The 17,486-nt window shown below is 63.4% G+C and carries 15 protein-coding genes; 5 read left to right on the top strand and 10 right to left on the bottom strand.

From position 1 onward, the window contains the following. Positions 1-7: 7 nt before the first annotated feature. Positions 8-1,510, top strand: a complete 1,503-nt coding sequence (locus tag L1073_RS14295; RefSeq protein ID WP_246900324.1) for a tripartite tricarboxylate transporter permease — start codon at positions 8-10, stop codon at positions 1,508-1,510. A gap of 40 nt (positions 1,511-1,550) precedes the next feature. Here L1073_RS14295 and L1073_RS17270 read toward each other — a convergent pair whose 3' ends face one another. Both L1073_RS17270 and L1073_RS14300 read right to left on the bottom strand, forming a co-directional pair. Next, a complete protein-coding gene (locus tag L1073_RS17270) occupies positions 1,551-1,682 on the bottom strand; it encodes a hypothetical protein (protein ID WP_281506101.1) in 132 nt (43 codons plus the stop codon). A gap of 66 nt (positions 1,683-1,748) precedes the next feature. Beyond that, on the bottom strand, positions 1,749-3,152 hold the full coding sequence (locus L1073_RS14300; RefSeq protein ID WP_246900364.1) for an aminotransferase-like domain-containing protein: 1,404 nt from the start codon (positions 3,150-3,152) through the stop codon (positions 1,749-1,751). A gap of 138 nt (positions 3,153-3,290) precedes the next feature. Here L1073_RS14300 and L1073_RS14305 point away from each other — a divergent pair, with 138 nt between their 5' ends. Continuing rightward, a complete protein-coding gene (locus tag L1073_RS14305; protein WP_246900326.1) occupies positions 3,291-4,448 on the top strand; it encodes an MFS transporter in 1,158 nt (385 codons plus the stop codon). A gap of 160 nt (positions 4,449-4,608) precedes the next feature. Next, complete coding sequence (xseA, locus tag L1073_RS14310; RefSeq protein WP_246900328.1) at positions 4,609-5,958, top strand: exodeoxyribonuclease VII large subunit; 1,350 nt, start codon at positions 4,609-4,611, stop codon at positions 5,956-5,958. Between the two features lie 9 nt (positions 5,959-5,967). Here the strand turns inward: xseA and glrR are convergent, their stop codons facing one another. The 6 genes from glrR to L1073_RS14340 all read right to left on the bottom strand — a co-directional run bounded on the left by glrR (position 5,968) and on the right by L1073_RS14340 (position 13,894). Continuing rightward, complete coding sequence (gene glrR, locus L1073_RS14315; protein WP_246900330.1) at positions 5,968-7,368, bottom strand: two-component system response regulator GlrR; 1,401 nt, start codon at positions 7,366-7,368, stop codon at positions 5,968-5,970. A 28-nt stretch (positions 7,369-7,396) separates the two neighbouring features. After that, the gene (locus L1073_RS14320; protein ID WP_246900332.1) at positions 7,397-7,927 is read right to left on the bottom strand and encodes a hypothetical protein; all 531 of its coding nucleotides are present in this window, start codon (positions 7,925-7,927) and stop codon (positions 7,397-7,399) included. Beyond that, positions 7,924-9,438, bottom strand: a complete 1,515-nt coding sequence (locus L1073_RS14325) for a sensor histidine kinase (protein WP_246900333.1) — start codon at positions 9,436-9,438, stop codon at positions 7,924-7,926. Before L1073_RS14325 ends, L1073_RS14320 begins: the two co-directional genes overlap by 4 nt. A 933-nt stretch (positions 9,439-10,371) precedes the next feature. After that, positions 10,372-11,685 carry an amino-acid N-acetyltransferase gene (gene argA, locus L1073_RS14330; protein WP_246900336.1) on the bottom strand — a complete coding sequence of 438 codons (1,314 nt, stop codon included), beginning with the start codon at positions 11,683-11,685 and terminating at the stop codon, positions 10,372-10,374. 204 nt (positions 11,686-11,889) lie between these two features. Continuing rightward, entirely contained in the window at positions 11,890-13,161 is a 1,272-nt protein-coding gene (locus L1073_RS14335; RefSeq protein ID WP_246900338.1) for an inorganic phosphate transporter, read from the bottom strand. Positions 13,162-13,213: 52 nt separating this feature from the next. Further along, positions 13,214-13,894: a TIGR00153 family protein gene (locus L1073_RS14340; protein ID WP_246900340.1), complete on the bottom strand. Its 681-nt coding sequence runs from the start codon at positions 13,892-13,894 to the stop codon at positions 13,214-13,216. Positions 13,895-14,012: 118 nt separating this feature from the next. Here L1073_RS14340 and L1073_RS14345 point away from each other — a divergent pair, with 118 nt between their 5' ends. Together L1073_RS14345 and L1073_RS14350 are read left to right on the top strand one after the other, a co-directional pair. Then, entirely contained in the window at positions 14,013-14,861 is an 849-nt protein-coding gene (locus tag L1073_RS14345) for a CYTH domain-containing protein (RefSeq protein ID WP_246900342.1), read from the top strand. Positions 14,862-14,882: 21 nt separating this feature from the next. Beyond that, positions 14,883-15,770: an ion transporter gene (locus tag L1073_RS14350; RefSeq protein WP_246900343.1), complete on the top strand. Its 888-nt coding sequence runs from the start codon at positions 14,883-14,885 to the stop codon at positions 15,768-15,770. 35 nt (positions 15,771-15,805) lie between these two features. Here L1073_RS14350 and L1073_RS14355 read toward each other — a convergent pair whose 3' ends face one another. After that, positions 15,806-16,426, bottom strand: a complete 621-nt coding sequence (locus L1073_RS14355) for an L-threonylcarbamoyladenylate synthase (RefSeq protein WP_246900345.1) — start codon at positions 16,424-16,426, stop codon at positions 15,806-15,808. Positions 16,427-16,531: 105 nt separating this feature from the next. Further along, positions 16,532-17,425: a PHP domain-containing protein gene (locus L1073_RS14360; RefSeq protein ID WP_246900347.1), complete on the bottom strand. Its 894-nt coding sequence runs from the start codon at positions 17,423-17,425 to the stop codon at positions 16,532-16,534. Between the last annotated feature and the right edge of the window lie 61 nt (positions 17,426-17,486).

Consider the following 17,486-nt stretch of genomic DNA (forward strand, 5'->3'; position numbering starts at 1 on the left):
CGCCCTCATGTTTGATTTCCTGATCCATGGCTTCGACGTCGCGCTGAGCCCGCTGAACCTCGGCTTGGCTTTGCTCGGCGCGCTTCTCGGTACGCTCTTCGGGGCGCTGCCCGGCATCGGTCCCATCAATGGTATTGCGATTCTGATGCCATTGGCCTATACACTCGGCCTGCCCGCCGAGTCGGCATTGATCCTGCTCGCCGCCATCTACACGGGGGCCGAGTACGGCGGGCGCATGTCGAGCATTCTGCTCAACGTGCCCGGCGATGCCGGGGCCGTGATGACCACACTCGACGGCCACCCGCTGGCCAAGAAGGGGCTGGCCGGGCCGGCGCTGGGCTTATCGGCGGTCAGCTCGTTCGTCGGCGCGACCATCGCCATCATCGGCCTGACGCTCTTCGCGCCATTGCTGGCGGAAGTCGCCGTGATGTTCGGGCCCGCCGAATTCTTCGCACTGATGGTGTTCGCCTTCGCCTCCATGGCCGTGATGATGGGCAAGGACCCCATCAAAACCGCCATCGGGGCCGTCCTGGGGATCTTGATCGGCACCGTGGGCGTCGATTCGAGCACCGGCGTGCTGCGCTATACCTTCGACCTGCCCGAGTTATACGACGGCATCGATTTCGTGGTCATGATCATCGGCCTGTTCGCGATCAGCGAGATTCTCCTGATGCTGGAAAACGCCAATCGCAAGGATGGCAACGACGGCCTCCCGCCGCTGGGACGCGTCTTCGTCAGCCTCAAGGAAGTGATGGCCTGCAAGTGGACGATGGGCCGCTCGGGTTTGATCGGTTTCATCATCGGCATCCTGCCCGGCACCGGCGCCTCGGTGGCCGGCGCGGTCGCCTATACCACTGAGAAGCGCCTGAGCGACAAGGACAATTCATTCGGGACGGGCAACATGCGCGGCCTGGCGGCGCCGGAGGCAGCCAACAACGCCTCGGCGGCGGGCTCTTTCGTGCCCATGCTGACGTTGGGGATTCCCGGCTCCGGCACGACGGCGGTGCTCCTCGGCGCGTTGATGCTCTACAACATCACCCCCGGCCCCATGATGTTCAGTGAACGTCCCGAAGTCGCCGGTGGCCTGATCGCCTCGCTGTATATCGGCAATATCGTCTTGCTGGCGCTCAACCTGCCATTGGCCGGCGTATTTGCCCGCGTGCTGACGATTCCACGCTGGGTACTGGTACCAGGCATCGCGATTCTAGCCTTCGTCGGCGTTTTCCAGCTTCATTCCAATCTTGCGGCCATCTACCTGATGCTCATTATTGGCGTATTCGGCTACTTGCTGCGCAAGCTGGGCTTCTCGCTGGCACCCGTCATCCTGGGCTATGTCCTCGGGGGATTGATGGAGCAAAACCTGCGGCGCGCGCTGTCCATCAGCGGCGGCGACCTCGGCATCCTGTGGCAATCCGGCATTTCGCTAGGCCTCTGGATCGCCGCACTCGCCCTGCTGCTTCTGCCCTGGCTGCTGCCCAAGCTGTGGCAAGCCAAGACCAGCAAGGCCTGAAACTCCGGGATCTGACACGGCAAAGCAACAAGCCCACGCATCAGACATCGAGATGCGTGGGCTTCTTCTTTTGCAGACTGAACGCGCCAACTTCGATGAACTGGTCGCTCGCGCGATGGCACAACCCGGCCGAACCGCTATGCGCCCGGTCATCGAGAAAGAGTTGCTGCACCTCGACATCCTGTTCGCACTCGAACGGGAACGGCTCCCACGATTCCGGTCTGTAGCTTGAGAGAATTTATTCTCGATGGCATAGCATGCTTGGGTTGCCAAGAAAGCGCACCGCACGAGGGTCGCGTGTGTAGGCCACGTTGATCCGGGTCCACGGCGAATGCCCGCCGTCAGGCAGGAAGACATCGCCCGGCGACAGGCTGATCCCCGCGCACTGAGCACGTTCGACGAGACGGCTGGACGAGTCCACGGCCGGATGGCGTAGCCACAGGAACATACCCCCGGCCGGTTCGGCGAAGACCTCCCAGCCCGCCGCCCCGACCAGTTCGAGGGCCGAGGCCATCTGCCCCGAGAGCTTGAGGCGCAGGCGCTCGGTTAGCTTTCGGTAACTGCCGTTCTCCAGCATGGTCGTCACCACCTGCTCGGCAAAGCGCGACGAGGCGATGCTGGTTAGCATCTTGACGTCCACCAACTGCTTGATCAGCCCCGGCCCGGCGACGATGAACCCCACGCGCAGCGAACAGGACAGGCTCTTCGAGAAGCTACCGAGATAGATAACCCGCCGCAGGCCATCGAGCGCCGCCAGTCTAATGGTGGGGTCACGCTGGAAGTCCGCGTAGATGTCGTCCTCGACGATCCGGAAGTCGTGCTTCTCGGCGAGTTGCAAAACGCGATGCGCCACGGTCGGCGCCAGCGTCGTGCCCGTCGGGTTCTGGAACACGCTATTGGTGAAAAGCAGCTTGGGCCGGTGCGTCTTCAGCAGGGCTTCCATCCGCTCGACATCGGGCCCTCCACTCAGCCGTGGCACGCCGATCACCTTGACCCGCTGCAGCCGCAACAGGCCGAACAGGTTGTAATAGCCCGGTGATTCCACGAAGACCGTGTCGCCGGGGTTGAGCATCAGCCGCACGAGCAGGTCGAGCGCATGACTGCCACCACCGGTCAGCAGGATCTGGTTAGCATCGGCCTCAATGTCCAGCAACCGCAACCGCTCCTCGATAAGCGAGCGCAACTCCGGCGTACCCAGCGGCGTGCTGTAGTCGAAAAGGCCCGAGCGGTCCTGCCGGGTCACCTGGCGGATGGCATGGGCCAGGTCATCGCCTTCGCGCCAGTCGGTGGGCAACCACCCGCAGCCAAGCTTCAAGCTATCCTCGCGGGTCTGGAACAAGCGCCACATCTCGTCGGTGACGTCTTCCAGGTTTTCCGCGCCGTTATCCTCCCTGGCGAGCACCCGCGCCGCGCTATCGGCCACATAGAACCCCGCCCCCGGCCTGGAGCGCACCAGGCCCTGTGCCACTAGCCGTTCATAGGCTTCGATGGCGGTATTGCGGCTGACTCCCAAATCGCGCGCCAGTCGCCGGATCGAAGGCAGGCGGCTACCTGCGCCGTGCCGGGCTACCCAGTCGCGTACGCCGTCGGTCACCTGGACCACCACCGGCAGGCTCGAGTCTTGATCGATTTCCAGCTTCACCGCAGCGATACCCCCGGGTAGCGACCGTTCCGCAATAATCGCGAACAGTGCATGGATTATTCGCCGGCATTGTACCTTACCGGCCCGATGTGCCGGTGCCAGGCTGGGCGCCCCTCTACCGACACTGGCAGCCATCGCATGAAAGGATCGTCTCCCCTTCGCCTCGCGCTCGCACTTTGCACGATCACGACCGCGGTCAACCTGCAGGCGCCGCTCTACGATGCCCTGGCCGCGCGGGACGGATTGGGCGTCGGCGCTACCAGCGTGGCCTTCGCCTGCTACGTGTTAGGCATCATGCCGGTCCTGCTGGCACTGAACGGCCTACCGGAACGCCTCGGACGACGGCCCCTGATTCTCGCCGCGCTATGCTTGTGCCTGGTTGCAACGTCAATGACACTGCTCGCCCCGGGACTGGTCACACTGGGCATTGCACGCTTCTTGATGGGCCTTGGCACCGCGCTGACCTCGGCCGTCGCGCCCGCCTACATGCTCGAGCTGTTCCACGACCGCGACAAGCGTGTGGCGGCGAACTGGGTCACGGGCAGCACTTCGCTGGGTTTTGGACTCGGGGCCGCAGTAACCAGCCTCTTCGTCCTGTATACCCCCAGCCTGACTCCACCCAGTCTCTGGCTGTATCTGGGTGCCGCGAGTCTGGCCCTGTTGCTGGTGATCGGCCTGCCCGACGATGCACCGCGCCAACGTCATGCCGCCATGCTCCGGCTGCCGGCTTATCCGGCCGGCGCACTCCCGTTCGGACTGGCGATCCTGCTGGCCTGGGCCACGGTCGGGCTGGTTATCGCCATCCTGCCCTCGACGCTGGCCCGGCACGGGCTCGCCGCCTGGTCGGGATTCGCCACCTTCGGTATATGCAGTTGCGGCGTGCTGTTCCAGCCCTGGGCGCGGCAGCTTTCACCCCATGCCTCGACCCAACTGGGTCTGATCATCTTGCCGTTGGCGTATGCGCTGATCGCCTGGGGGTCGCTCAATGGCGTGCTGGCTGCGGTACTCATCGGCACTCTCGCCGCCAGCAGCGCCTGCTATGGCTTCGTCTACCTAGGCGGCTTGAGCGGTGTCCTCGCCGTCGCCGGCGAGCGGCAATCAAGCGCCAGCGCCGGATTCTTCCTGCTCGCCTATGTCGGCTTCAGCCTGCCCGTCGTCACCACCGGTGCGCTGATCGATAGCGTCGGGCATGCGATTGCCTTACCGCTTTTCGGCGGCGCGCTATGCGTCGGAGCGCTCGTGGTGAGCTGGCTATTGAGAACTGCCTCCGCGCAAAGCGCTGAGGCACAATTGTAGCTGGCCCTTGTGGAAGCCTGGCCTTGTGGGAGGGAATTCATTCCCGATAGCGGCGCCACCGTTGCCCGTTGCCCGTTGCCCGTTGCCCGTTGCCCGTTGCCCGTTGCCACAATGCTAAACTGTCTCTTTTCCAAACTTACCCGATTTTGCGAGGCCTGCGATGGACGACACTGGCACCCCCACCGCCCTCAGCGTCAGTGAACTCAACCGCCAGGCCCGTTTGATGCTGGAGCGGGGCTTCGGCGAGTGTTGGGTGGAGGGCGAGATTTCGGGCGTGGCGCGGCCGGCGTCGGGGCATATCTACTTCACGCTCAAGGACGATCGTGCACAGTTGCGTTGTGCGTTCTTCCGCAACCGGGCGCGGTTGATGCGTGCGACACTCAAGGATGGCGACCGGCTGCGGGTGCGCGGACGCGTGTCGGTGTTCGAGCCGCGTGGCGATTATCAACTGATCGTCGAGGCAGTGCAGGCATCGGGGGAAGGTGAGTTGCTGGCGGCGTTCGAGCGCCTCAAGACCAAGCTTTCCGCCGAGGGAGTCTTCGCCAACGCGCGGACGCTGCCGAATCCGCCGCGCCATCTGGCGATTATCACCTCGCCCACCGGCGCGGCGATTCGTGACGTGCTGGCGGTGTTGCGACGCCGCTGGCCGGCGCTGGAGGTGACGATCCTGCCGGTGCCGGTCCAAGGCCGCGAGGCGCCGCCGGCGATCATCCGCGCCATCGCCCAGGCCAATCAACGCGCCCAGACGCCGCAAGACAGCGTCGATGCCCTACTCATCACGCGCGGCGGCGGCAGTCTGGAGGATCTGTGGGCGTTCAATGACGAGCATCTGGCGCGGGCGATCCATCATTCCCGGTTGCCGGTGATGTCGGCGGTAGGCCATGAAGTGGATGTCACGTTGGCAGATTTCGCCGTCGACGAACGCGCACCCACGCCCTCCGCCGCCGCCGAGCATCTGGTCCCCGATTGGCGCGAACGCCAATCGCAACTGCAAGCCGTCGAACGCCGCCTGACCCGCGTCATGCAGACGCGCTTGGAACGTGACGGCCAACGTCTCGATCATACGCAGGCGCGGCTGCGCCACCCCGGGGAACGCCTGGCCGAGCAACGTCGCCGCTTGGAAAGCTGGGAAACGCGCCTGCGCCTGGCCATGCGCCAACGCCTCGACCGTGAGCATCAACGCCACGACAACCTCACGCGCCGCGTAGAGCGCCAGGACCCACGCCTTGCCATCGCGTCGCTACAGCAACGCCTGACGACCCTGGAACGTCAGCTACATGCCGCGCTGCCGCGCCGACTCGATCAATCTCGGGAACGGCTCGAAGCCCTGGCACGCGAACTCAACGCCGTCAGCCCGCTGGCGGTATTGGGGCGCGGTTATGCGATTCTCGAAGATGACGAGCGCCGCGTCGTGCGCAATGCACACGACACAAAGCCCGGCCAGGCCCTCACCGCACGGCTCGGCGAGGGGCGTTTGAAACTCGAAGTAAAGCGGCGTTTCAAGCGCTGAATAGACGCCTCAACGCTGCATGCGGCGCGGTTGGGCGTCGTCGTTCTGCGCCGCTTGCGGCTGGGTGCTGGGCTTGAAGCTGCTGGGTTCCAGGTCGTGCCGGGCCAGCAGCTTGTAGAAGTCGGTGCGGTTGCGCCCGGCGATGCGCGCGGCCTGGGTGACGTTACCTTCAGTGATCTTGAGCACCTTGACGAGATAGCTGCGCTCGAAGCCCGCGCGTGCCTCGTTGAACGACGGCAAAGCGTTTTCCTCGGCCGCCAGCGCTTGCGCCACCAGCGCCTCGGGGATGATCGGCGAGCTGGTCAGCGCCACGCACTGCTCGACGACGTTGACCAGTTGGCGCACGTTGCCCGGCCAAGCGCTGGAGGCCAGCAGGTTGAGCGCTTCCGACGAGAAGCCTTTGACGAAGGGCTTGTGGCGCTCGGCGGCTTGCCCCACCAGGTACTTGGCCAGTAGCGGCACGTCTTCGGCGCGTTCCTTGAGTGCCGGCAGCTTGAGGTTGACGACGTTGAGGCGGTAGTAGAGATCCTCGCGGAAGTCGCCCTCGTGCATGGCACGGTCGAGATCGCGGTGCGTGGCGGAAATGATACGCACGTCGATGGGCACCGAGGTGGTCGAGCCCAGCGGGCGAATCTGACGTTCCTGCAGCGCGCGCAGCAGCTTGACCTGCAAGGTCAGCGGCATGTCGCCGATCTCGTCGAGAAACAAACTGCCGCCGTCGGCGGCGAGAAACAGCCCCTCGTGCTGGCTGACCGCGCCGGTAAAGGCGCCCTTGGCGTGGCCGAACAGCTCGCTTTCCAGCAGTTGCTCGGGCAGTGCGCCGCAGTTGATCGCCACGAAGGGTTTATCGGCGCGGCCACTGGCATGGTGGATGGCGTTGGCGAGCAGTTCCTTGCCCGAGCCAGAAGCGCCGGTGATCAGCACGCTGACATCGGACGCCGCTACCATGCGCGCCTGCTCGAGAATACGCTCCATCTGCGGGCTGCGGGTGATGATCTCGGCGCGCCAGGCATCGTCGCCGGCGCCATGCGTGCCCGGCGTCTGCGACAGGGCTTCCTCGATGGCGGCGAACAGCTCGTCGCGATCCACCGGCTTGGTGAGAAAGCTGAACACGCCCTGGCGCGTGGCGCTCACCGCATCGGGGATCGAGCCATGCGCGGTCAGAATGATCACCGGCATGCCCGGCGCGCGACGCTGCAGTTCGCGAAACAGCGCCATGCCGTCCATTTCATCCATGCGCAAGTCGGAAAGCACCAGGTCGGGGCGGTCCTCGGTGAGACACTCCAACGCTTGCCGCCCACTTTCGGCGGTGGTTACACGGTAACCTCGGCTTTCCAGGCGCATGCCCAAAAGCTTGAGGAGGCTGGGGTCGTCATCGACCAGCAGAAGATGGGCGGCGGCGTGCTTCACGAATCTCTCCTTGGTAACCGTCGCGCTGTCATGGCGATTGCTCATGGCGCGAGTTGATGCTCTGTTCGATGGCCGTCAGGGCGTCGAGTTTTTCGGCGAGGTTATCGCGCTCGCGTCCCAACGCCTGGCGACGCGATTCGCTCTTGGCGAGATCGCTGGCCAAATCGCGGCGTGTCTCGAGCTCGTTGAGCCATTGCCGCAGCAGTGGCTGCAAGCGGCTCGGCGCCGCCGAGAGTTCGGCTTTGTAAAGCTCGGACGCCTGTTCCCAGCCGTCGCGATCGCCCCATGCCAGTACTGTGGCACGGGCCAGCTTGAGATGCGGCATGTCGCCCCGGAGGCGCGTCAGCATGGAGCCTCGCCACTCGCTGTCACCGCGCTGCGAGGCGAGTCCGAAGGCAATCCAGTCATCCACCAGGCAAACGTTGTCGGCCAGCTTGGGGATGTCGTCATTGCAGGAAGTGACCGGGGCCGCCGGTGCAGACGTCTCTTGCGTCATCCACTGGCACCCGGTCAACAGCGAGCCGGCGCATAACGCCGCCAGCAGCATCCGAATGTTCATGTGTCGTTCCTTGCGTTTAGCGCCGGCGTCATAGTGGTCGGCGTCGTTATGGAAGCGTCGTCGCCATCGGTTCCTTCCTCCGGCGGCGTCACCTCGGGCAGTGTCAGTCGGAAACAGACCGGAAAGGTGTCATCCTCGACCAACTCCAAGCGTCCATTTTGAACCTTGGCGCAATCAGCGGCCACCGACAAGCCGATGCCCGACCCCTTGAGGGCACCCTGGCGCCGCATGCGGCCCTGATAAAACGCTTCGAATAGACGCGCGCGGTCGTTTTCATCGATGGGCTCGCCGGTGTTGGCGACGTCGACCACCAGCCATGACGCATATTGCTGGGCACGCAGCGCCAAGTGGCCGCCATCCTCACCGTAGGCGATGGCATTGGAGATCAGGTTGTCGAGAACGCTGGCGGTACGCTCGCGGTCGGCCTGCCAAGGCAACGGCTGCCGAGGCCAGTCGACATGCATGCCCTTCTTGTCGAGCGCCAAACGATGCTTGGCGAGCACTTCCTGGATCACCGTGACCAGGTCGAAACGCGTCACCTTGAGTCCCCGACTGTGCTGCAACAGATTATAGTCGAGCAGTTGCTCGATCAGGGCCTGGAGTTCCTGACCGCTGACATCGATCAATCCCACGATTTCACGCTGACGCTCGCTAAGTTCGCCGACCACGCCGTCGGAAAGCAGTGCCGTGCCCTCGCGCACGCTGGCTAGCGGCGTCTTCAGCTCGTGGGACATATGCCGCAGAAACTGCTGCTTCTGCGCCTCGAGTTCGGTAAGACGCCCGGATAGCCAGGTCAGCCGCTCGCCGAGCCTGACCATCTCCGCCGGCCCCTGGATATGCTGCGGCGAGGCCGGTTCCATGCCGCTTCCCAGACTGAAGATCCGCCGCTCGAGCTGGCGAATGGGGCGAATGATCAGCCAGGTGAAGATCAGCATCAGCCCCAGGCTGACCGAGACCAGCGCGGCGGTCTGCATCCACAACTGCCCACGCACGGTGCTGGCACGCTCGCGAATGTTCTCGATACGTTCGTCGATCAACTGATTGGTGGCATGGCGCACATTGTCGGTCCGCTGGGAGAAGTCACCGAACGCCGCCAACTGCTCGCGGAACTCATCGATGGGCGTATCCGGCAACGCCTCGAGCTCGCTGAGTTGCTCACGCAGACGCGGGATATCCGGATCGTCGGGCAGCAAGGGGGCATGCTCATCGAGCAGTTCCGCGTAGCGTTGGGCCTTCTCGGTATAGATGCTGAGCAACCCTTCCTGCTCGAGCACCGCGTACTGACGTGCGCTGCGCTCCATTTCCAATGCCAGGTTGCTCAAGGTGCGGGCACGGCGGGTTTGCTCCACCGCTTGACGCGCGCTGATATCGGCCAACGACGAGAGCTCGGAGAGGGCCTGGCCGGCCTGAAACATGAGCACGGCAATTGGCAGCATCACCATTACAAAGGCGAGCATTACCAACTGCAGTAACGAACGAGGACGCCAGCGGCGAGAGACCTGAGTGGTCATGAGCGCAATTCTATGCAGAAAAAGGGTGGATGCCATGTCGTCTTACCCGCACAGAATAACAGAGTTGCGTTCACATGCCGGTTTTCGCATCGCCGCACCGATCGAAAGCGAGGAGTAAGTCCCATCAAGACCATGAACACCCGGTGCATCCGTTAGCCACACCATGGCGGCCCATAAGACGCGCAAAAAAATGGGCCGGAAAGACCGGCCCAAGGTACGCAGGGAACTGAAGGGTCAAATGAACACTCTCGAACATCCACCTGGCTGAATTCTCGAGAGTGATCGAGGGGCTCGAAAGCCCACGAAGCCATGAGGTCCATACATTGCCAGGAAAAGGCCCCATGTTGACGGCATAGCCGCCACTTCGTTTCGTTTGCCGCGGCGCCAAAAGCAGCGCGGCGAATTTGGCCCCCGAAGGGGTGGCATCCTTGCCTGGGCATCCTTGCCCTTTTGGTACCATTCCGTGCCCGTAGGCGGTACCCGTCTCATCGCAACCTAAGTCACACATCGCGTGGAGCAAACGCTGATCGATCTAGCCGGGACATTAAGCACAGGGTTGTGATCGAAACGCCCTGGCTTGATCGATCGAGAAACGGCTCGAGCCGTATTGAACCGTTTCCCGTTGCTCACCCTATATATTGCGATAGCCGTGCCACTTTTTTAAAAGTCATTTAAAAACATCAATTTAAAAACATTCCCGGCAGGCCAAAAACCTGCGACAGGCTATTACAGCGAGAATCGAGGGAATTTCGACGCCGATAACGTCGCCATCTGACAACGCTCTTTTGTCCATAAAGATAAAATTCAGTTAAAACAAATAGTTACAGAGTCTCTTTTTGGAGACACCCCATCGAGTGGAAGCGACACTGCATGCCGCCGCACGGACGAGTCTCGATGCCGCCTTGATACTGATCGGCGGCACAGGGCAGGCACTCAACCGAGGGGTTTGAGCAACACCTTGGATTGGCGTGCATGGTTATAGGAGTCGCGCCGCAGGTGCGGCAACGCCTCCAGGCCGTCGAGTCGAAAGCCTCGCTCGAGGAACCAGTGGGCGGTGTGGGTGGTAAGGGCGAACAAGGCGCTATAGCCGCGCCGACGGGATTCACGCTCGACCTCAGCAAGCAACAGGTCACCGCGCGCGCCACCGCGATAATCGCCGTGCACGGCGACGCAGGCCAGTTCGCCCATGTCCGCCTCGGGATAGGCATGCATGGCACTGCAACCGATGATCATGCCGTCGCGCTCGATCACCCAGTAGTCGTCGATCTGATGTTCGAGCCGCTCCCGCGAGCGCGCCACGAGCATGCCGCGCTCTTCCAGCGGGCGCAGCAATTCGAGCAGACCGCCCACGTCTTCCAGCGTCGCGCGGCGCAACTGCTCGTAACGGTGCTGGGTGATCATGGTGCCCACCCCATCGCGAGTGAACAGCTCACCGAGCAGCGCATCGCGGTCGTGCCAGGTCAGCAGATGGGTGCGCGCCACGCCGTGCCGGGCCGCTTCACACGCCGCACCCAAATGCCGCGCCAGCTCGCTACCCGGCGCGGCCTGACGCCGTAACGGCTCGGCCTCCCGCGGGGTGAGCTGGCGCTGCAGCATGCCACTGGCATCGTGCAGCCCCGCCGCGTCACCGAGCAGAATCAACTTGTCGGCGCGAAGCCCCATGGCGACGTGCTGGGCAACATCGGCCGCATCGAGATCGAACACCTCGCCGGTGCTCGAATAACCCAACGGCGGCACCACGACCAGCGCTTCCTGTCCCAGCAGTCCGGCGATGGCATCGCTGCGCACCCGGCGCACCTCGCCACTGTGGTGAAAATCGACGCCATCGCGCACGCCCAGCGGTTTAGCGGTCACCAGATTGCCGGAGACCACCGTCAGCTCGACGCCATGCAGCGGGGTGTTGGGCAACCCCAGCGAGAGGCGTGCCTCGATCTTGAGGCGCAACTCGGCGGCGATGCGTTCGACATTGCGCATGATCGCCTCGTCGGCCACCCAACGCCCCTCGATCCGGCGCGGCTCGATTCCCGACTCGCTCAGCGCCTCGCCCACCTGTGGGCGAATGCCGAAGACCATCACCAGGCGCACGCCCAGGGTATGCAGCAGCGCCAGGTCCTGAAGCAGCGGCTCCCATCGCTCGGATGCCAATGCCTCGCCTTCGATGAGCACCACGAAAGTACGACCGCGATGCGCATTGATATACGGAGACGAATTACGAAACCAATCGGCGAAGGGAAAGCGAGTATCCAAGGCCGCACTCCGGCAGCAGGTGAACGGGAAATCCTGACTATAACAGAGCGACGAAAACGGCGGCACCACTGTCGTGGCGCCGCCGTTTTGGGCATCGGGCTTCAGGCTTCAGGCTTCAGGCTTCAGGCTTCAGCAGCATTCTAGCGCGCGGCTCACAGCTCGCAGCTCGTGGCCCGTCGCTCGTGGCCCGTCGATCGTGGCTCGTCAGCCGAAGAAACCCTTGAACATGAAGAAGAACATGATCGACAGCAATGCCCCGGCGGGCAAAGTAACCACCCAGGACAGCACGATGGTGCCCAGCACGCGCAGGTTGAGCGCCGTGATCCCGCGGGCCAGGCCGACCCCGAGCACCGCACCGACCAGCGTGTGCGTCGTGGAGACCGGCAGACCGGTTCCCGAGGCCAACACCACGGTGGTCGCCGCCGCCAAGGTCGCTGCGAACCCGCGACTCGGCGTCAGTTCGGTGATCCCGGTGCCCACCGTGGCGATGACCCGATGGCCATAGGTGACCAAGCCGACGACGATACCGCCGCCACCCAGCACCAGCACCCACCAGGGCAGCGCCGCAGCGCCGCTTACATCGCCGCTGGACTCAACGACGCTGATGACCGCCGCCAGCGGCCCCACGGCGTTGGCGACATCGTTGGAGCCATGCGCGAATGCCATGGCGCAGGCGGTGAACATCATCAGCACGCCGAATACGCGTTCGACACTGTTGAAATCGAACGCCGAGCCGCCACGCTTGCGTTTGATGCGATCGACGCGATTTTCCATCAGGATGCCGATGACCATCACCACGATACCGATGGCGATCGCGATCAATAGACTCTGGCCAAAACTAAATTCCAACCCCACATGGGAAAGCCCCTTGACTAGGGTAACCATCGCCACGATGAAGCCGACCATGAAGATATAACCGGGCACGTAGCGCTTGGCCGCGGCGAAGGGGTCGTGGTTCTCGAAGATCAGAAACTGCACCGACTTGAACAACGCGAAGGCGATCGACCCCGCCAGCAAGGGCGACACCACCCAGCTCGCCGCGATCTGACCGACCTTGGGCCAGCCGACGGAGTCGACGCCCAACCCGGCGATGGCGAAACCGACGATGGCGCCGACAATGGAATGCGTGGTGGACACCGGCCAGCCACGCATGGAGGCGATGAAAAGCCACACGCCCGCCGCCAGCAACGACGCCAGCATGCCATAGACCAGCAACTGCGGGTCATCGGACAGCAAGCTCGGGTCGATGATGCCCTTGCGGATGGTGTTGGTGACCTGTCCCCCGGCCAGCCACGCGCCGAGGAACTCGAAGATCACGGCGATGATGATCGCCTGACGAATGGTAATGGCCTTGGAGCCCACGGAGGTCCCCATGGCATTGGCCACATCGTTGGCCCCTACCCCCCAGGCCATGAAAAAACCGAAAATGCAGGCGAGAATGATGAAGACATCGCCGTACTGCGCAATGATGGACATAGGCAAGTTCTATCTGGCTGGCGTGAGACGGAAAATCACACGGCCCGCGTTTTCAGCGGGCCGTGAGAATTTGGAGACGACTGCCGACGCGTTCGGCGCGATCGGACAGTTCACCGATCCATTCGATGATCTTATAAAGGAAGATTACATCGACCGGCGGCAACTCGGCCTCCAGCTGGAAGAGCTGGCGACGAATAAGCACCTGTTGGTCGTCGGCCTGATGCTCGAGGTTATGAAGCTCGCGGATAAAGTCCTGCATGAGATCGCCGACATTACGCCCGAAGCCGGAATCGAGAAGCTCCTGGAGCTCTTCGAGCGCTTTGCGCGCCTGGCCCACGGTGGCGATCGCGGTTTCGAGATAGGCGCGCATCGAGGGTGCCAGCGACTCCGGCACCTGCATCTGGCGGCCCAGCATGATGCCGGTAATATCGCGCGCCTTGTTGGCGATCTTATCCTGTACGCTGATCAACTCAAGCAGGTCGGAACGCGAGACCGGCAGGAACATGCTGTTGGGAAGGTTAAGACGCAGTTCGGTCTTGAGGGTATCGGCTTCATGCTCGAGCTCGGTGATCGCTTCTCGATGCGTGGCGGCGTCGTCCCAGTTGCCCGCCTGCGTGGCATCGAAAAACGGCAGCAGTCGCTCGGCGCATTCGCTTGTCTTGACGATATGCGCGAGCAAGGGCTCAAAAGGCGAGCGCCCGAACAATGCCGAAAACGGATTGGAAGTCACCATAATGTCAGATTCGATGCGTTGGGAATGGCGGCGTCAGTATAGTGACTGCACCCCTTCTCGTCATGGAAAATTCATCATCTTGTCATCAACGTACTGTCATCAACACACAAGGTCAGGCATGGCTCAGGAAATCGAACTCAAGCTCGCCCTCGGCGCTAGCGGCCCGCATGCGCTGCGCCAGCACCCGCGACTCGCGAATCACAGCCCGCAGCGTGCGTGGCTCGCCAACACCTACTACGACACGCCAGAGCGCGCCCTGGAGCGCGCGCGTATCGCCTTGCGCATTCGCCGCACGCCCGACGGCTACCTGCAGACACTCAAGACGGCGGGCAGCGGCCAGGGCGGCCTGCACGCACGCGGTGAATGGGAATGGCCGATCGATGGCGACGAACTGGACATTGACGGCATCCGCCAGCATGCGCCGGACACCATCGACGAAGCGGACCTCGACCGACTCGCCCCGCGTTTCACCACCGACTTCACCCGCGAGCGCTGGGAGGTCACCGAAGCGGACGCCATCATCGAGGTCGCGCTGGATATCGGCACCATTCATGCCGGCGAGCGACAGGTCGCGATCCGCGAACTGGAACTCGAACTCAAGGAAGGCAGCGCCGATGCGCTGTGGCAACTGGCCGCCTCTCTAGCCGACGGCGTGGCACTTCGCCCCGCCAACGCCAGCAAGGCCCAGCGCGGCGCCGCCCTGCATGACGGCTGGACGCTTCCCGACAATACCGAAGACGCCCAGAGCCACTGGAACGCGGCGCTCGAGGCGCTGGATGCCTGGCAGGACACGGGGCATGCGGACTATCGTCATCAGGCCGACCGCCATCTAGAGACGCTCGGTGGCGATGCCGCCCAACGCTTGGCGAGCGCCTTGCGTCACGCCGACGACGCGCGCCCCGATACCTGGCTCACGCCCGAGATGAGCCGCGACTGGCTCGCCGCCTGGCACTACGCCACCGCCTGACGTAACGCAGGAGACCGTCCCTTGACGCTGCCTTTCGAACCCGCCGACAGCGGCCTACGCAAGACGCTGTTCCACATCATCTTCGAGTCCGACACAAAGGCCGCGAAGATCTTCGACATCGTCCTCATCACGCTGATCCTAATCAGCGTAGCGGTGGTGTTCGTGGACAGCGTGCCGAGCCTTCACGCCCGCTACGGCAAGGCGTTTTACCTGCTCGAATGGGGCTTCACGCTGCTCTTCACGTTGGAGCTGGCGGTACGGCTTTATTGCCTGGAACGCCCGCTGCGCTATCTGAAGAGTTTCTATGGCATCGTCGACCTGCTCTCCATCCTGCCTACCTGGCTCAGCCTGCTGATACCCGGCGCCCAGTCGCTGCTGGTGGTGCGCGTGCTGCGTGCGCTACGCGTCTTCCGTGTGCTGCGCTTGATGGCATTCGTCGGTGAAGGCCGCATGCTGACGCAGGCGCTCTCGCGCAGTTACCGCAAGATCATGCTGTTTCTGTTCACGGTGCTGCTGGTCGTCACCGTCTTCGGCGCCCTGATCTACATGATCGAGCCGCCCGAAGCCGGGTTCACCAGCATGCCGCGGGCCATGTACTGGGGCGTCGTCACGCTGACGACGGTGGGCTACGGCGACATCGCTCCCATCACTCCGCTCGGCCAGTTCATCTCGGCGTGCATGATGATCCTGGGGTACTCGATCATCGCCGTGCCCACCGGTGTCTTCTCGGCGGAGGTGATCCGCTCGATCCAGGCAGAACGCTACTCCGAAGAAGCCTGCCCCGGCTGCGGCCACGAAGGGCACGAGCGCGACGCCAAGTATTGCCGTAAGTGCGGCACCTGGCTCGACGAAGATACCCAGGATCCGCACCAGCGAGACGATGACAACGTCTCGCCGGATGCTCCCTGAAACGAAGGTTTATCGCGAGATGGGCAAGCGCGTGCTTACTGGAACGGCGCGACGTCCCCGCGTCCCTCACGTACGACGGTAGGCGGCATCTCGCGCAGATCGACCACCGTGGTCGGGTCCAGGTGGCAGGCGCCACCGTCGATGACAGCCTCGAGATGCGCGCCGAAGCGCTCGCGGATCTCCTCAGGGTCGGTCATCGGCAGATCGTCGTCGACGGGGATCAGCGTCACGCTCATCAACGGCTCGCCCAACGCTGCGAGTATCGCATGGCTGATGCGGTGATCCGGTACGCGAACCCCGATGGAGCGCCGCTTGGGATGCAAGAGCAGACGCGGCACTTCGTTGGTGGCGTTGAGAATGAAGGTATACGGCCCCGGCGTATGCGCCTTGAGCAGACGAAACACGTCGTTATCGACCTTGGCGTAAGTACCGATCTGAGACAGGTCGGAACACACCAGCGTGAAGTTGTGCTTGTCATCCAGCGAGCGCAGCCACTTGATCTTCTCGATGGCCTTCTTCTCGCCCAAGCAGCATCCGAGCGCATAGCCGGAATCGGTCGGATAGGCGATCACGCCGCCACCGCGCAGGATCTCCAGCGTCTGATCGATGAGCCGTTTCTGCGGGTTGTCGGGATGAATCTGAAAGAACTGGGTCATGCCTGCCTCCTTGGGCCGGAAGAACGAACCGGAAGTACCGAGGACCGAACGTGCTAAAAGCGAAGGCACTGGGCCGCACGACGTGCCTCATGCCCAGCATTAACCTTACGCGGCGAATCTCGCAAGCCTCGGATGACACCACACCGGCGTTACCGAACAACGCGGCGGCGCGCTCATCACGCCCGGCGCCAGCGGCCCACCCGGATAGTGAAAATCGCTGCCCTGCGACCCCATGAGATCGCGCGCTTCGAGCTGGCGGGCCAGATCGCGCCCCACATCGGCGTTCTGATGGCCGCTGATCAATTCGGCGGCTTCACCACCGGCCTCACGGAAGCTATCCAGCAATTGGCTGCGCTTGCGATGCGTGAGGCGATAGCGCAGCGGATGCGCGAGTACCGCGATGCCCTGACTATCGCGAATCCATTCAACCACCTCGCTGAGATACGGCCAATGAGTCTTCACGTCACCGGGTTTGCCCGCGCCCAGATACTTCTTGAAGGCCGTCGGCATGTCCGGCACCAAACCCGCCGCCACCAGGGCCTTGGCGAAATCCGGTCGTCCCAGGGGCCGCTCGCTACCAGCCTGTTCGCGGGCGCGCACCAAGGCGTCATCGAGGCCGATTTTCTCGAGGCGCTTGGCGATTTCCTCGGCGCGTGCCACACGGGCCTGCGCCTGCGCCTCGAGACCGGGCACCAGGGCGCCACTAGCCCCTTCGGGCAACAATGCCACCACGTGAATGCCGATACCGCGCCACAAGGTGGATAACTCACTGCCCGCCAGGCAACGCATACCCAAGCTTTCCGCATGCCGCTGGGCCTCGGCGACGCCGGCCACGGTGTCGTGATCGGTCAGGGAAAATCGCGTGACGCCTTTGGCGTGACAGGCGTCGGTCAACGCTTGTGGCGATAGCGCGCCATCGGAGGCGGTGGAATGCATGTGCAGGTCGAGGCCAAGATCGGCATCGAAGGTATCGGGCAGGGGCGGCAAGGGTTGGCTCATGGGCATGACGCGGTGCGGCGTCTTTGTCAGAATAGGCTCGCTATAGTGCTCGCTTGCGCTG

Source organism: Chromohalobacter nigrandesensis, from assembly GCF_023061285.1.
Taxonomy (GTDB): domain Bacteria; phylum Pseudomonadota; class Gammaproteobacteria; order Pseudomonadales; family Halomonadaceae; genus Chromohalobacter; species Chromohalobacter nigrandesensis.

What these genes read in the sequence shown, in the direction of transcription:
- L1073_RS14340 (WP_246900340.1), bottom strand. Translation starts at nt 13,894, where the DNA reads ATGGTGACTTCCAATCCGTTTTCGGCATTGTTCGGGCGCTCGCCTTTT.
- L1073_RS14305 (WP_246900326.1), top strand. Translation starts at nt 3,291, where the DNA reads ATGAAAGGATCGTCTCCCCTTCGCCTCGCGCTCGCACTTTGCACGATC.
- L1073_RS14360 (WP_246900347.1), bottom strand. Translation starts at nt 17,425, where the DNA reads ATGAGCCAACCCTTGCCGCCCCTGCCCGATACCTTCGATGCCGATCTT.
- L1073_RS14355 (WP_246900345.1), bottom strand. Translation starts at nt 16,426, where the DNA reads ATGACCCAGTTCTTTCAGATTCATCCCGACAACCCGCAGAAACGGCTC.
- L1073_RS14345 (WP_246900342.1), top strand. Translation starts at nt 14,013, where the DNA reads ATGGCTCAGGAAATCGAACTCAAGCTCGCCCTCGGCGCTAGCGGCCCG.
- L1073_RS14320 (WP_246900332.1), bottom strand. Translation starts at nt 7,927, where the DNA reads ATGAACATTCGGATGCTGCTGGCGGCGTTATGCGCCGGCTCGCTGTTG.
- L1073_RS14335 (WP_246900338.1), bottom strand. Translation starts at nt 13,161, where the DNA reads ATGTCCATCATTGCGCAGTACGGCGATGTCTTCATCATTCTCGCCTGC.
- L1073_RS14325 (WP_246900333.1), bottom strand. Translation starts at nt 9,438, where the DNA reads ATGACCACTCAGGTCTCTCGCCGCTGGCGTCCTCGTTCGTTACTGCAG.
- xseA (WP_246900328.1), top strand. Translation starts at nt 4,609, where the DNA reads ATGGACGACACTGGCACCCCCACCGCCCTCAGCGTCAGTGAACTCAAC.
- L1073_RS14295 (WP_246900324.1), top strand. Translation starts at nt 8, where the DNA reads ATGTTTGATTTCCTGATCCATGGCTTCGACGTCGCGCTGAGCCCGCTG.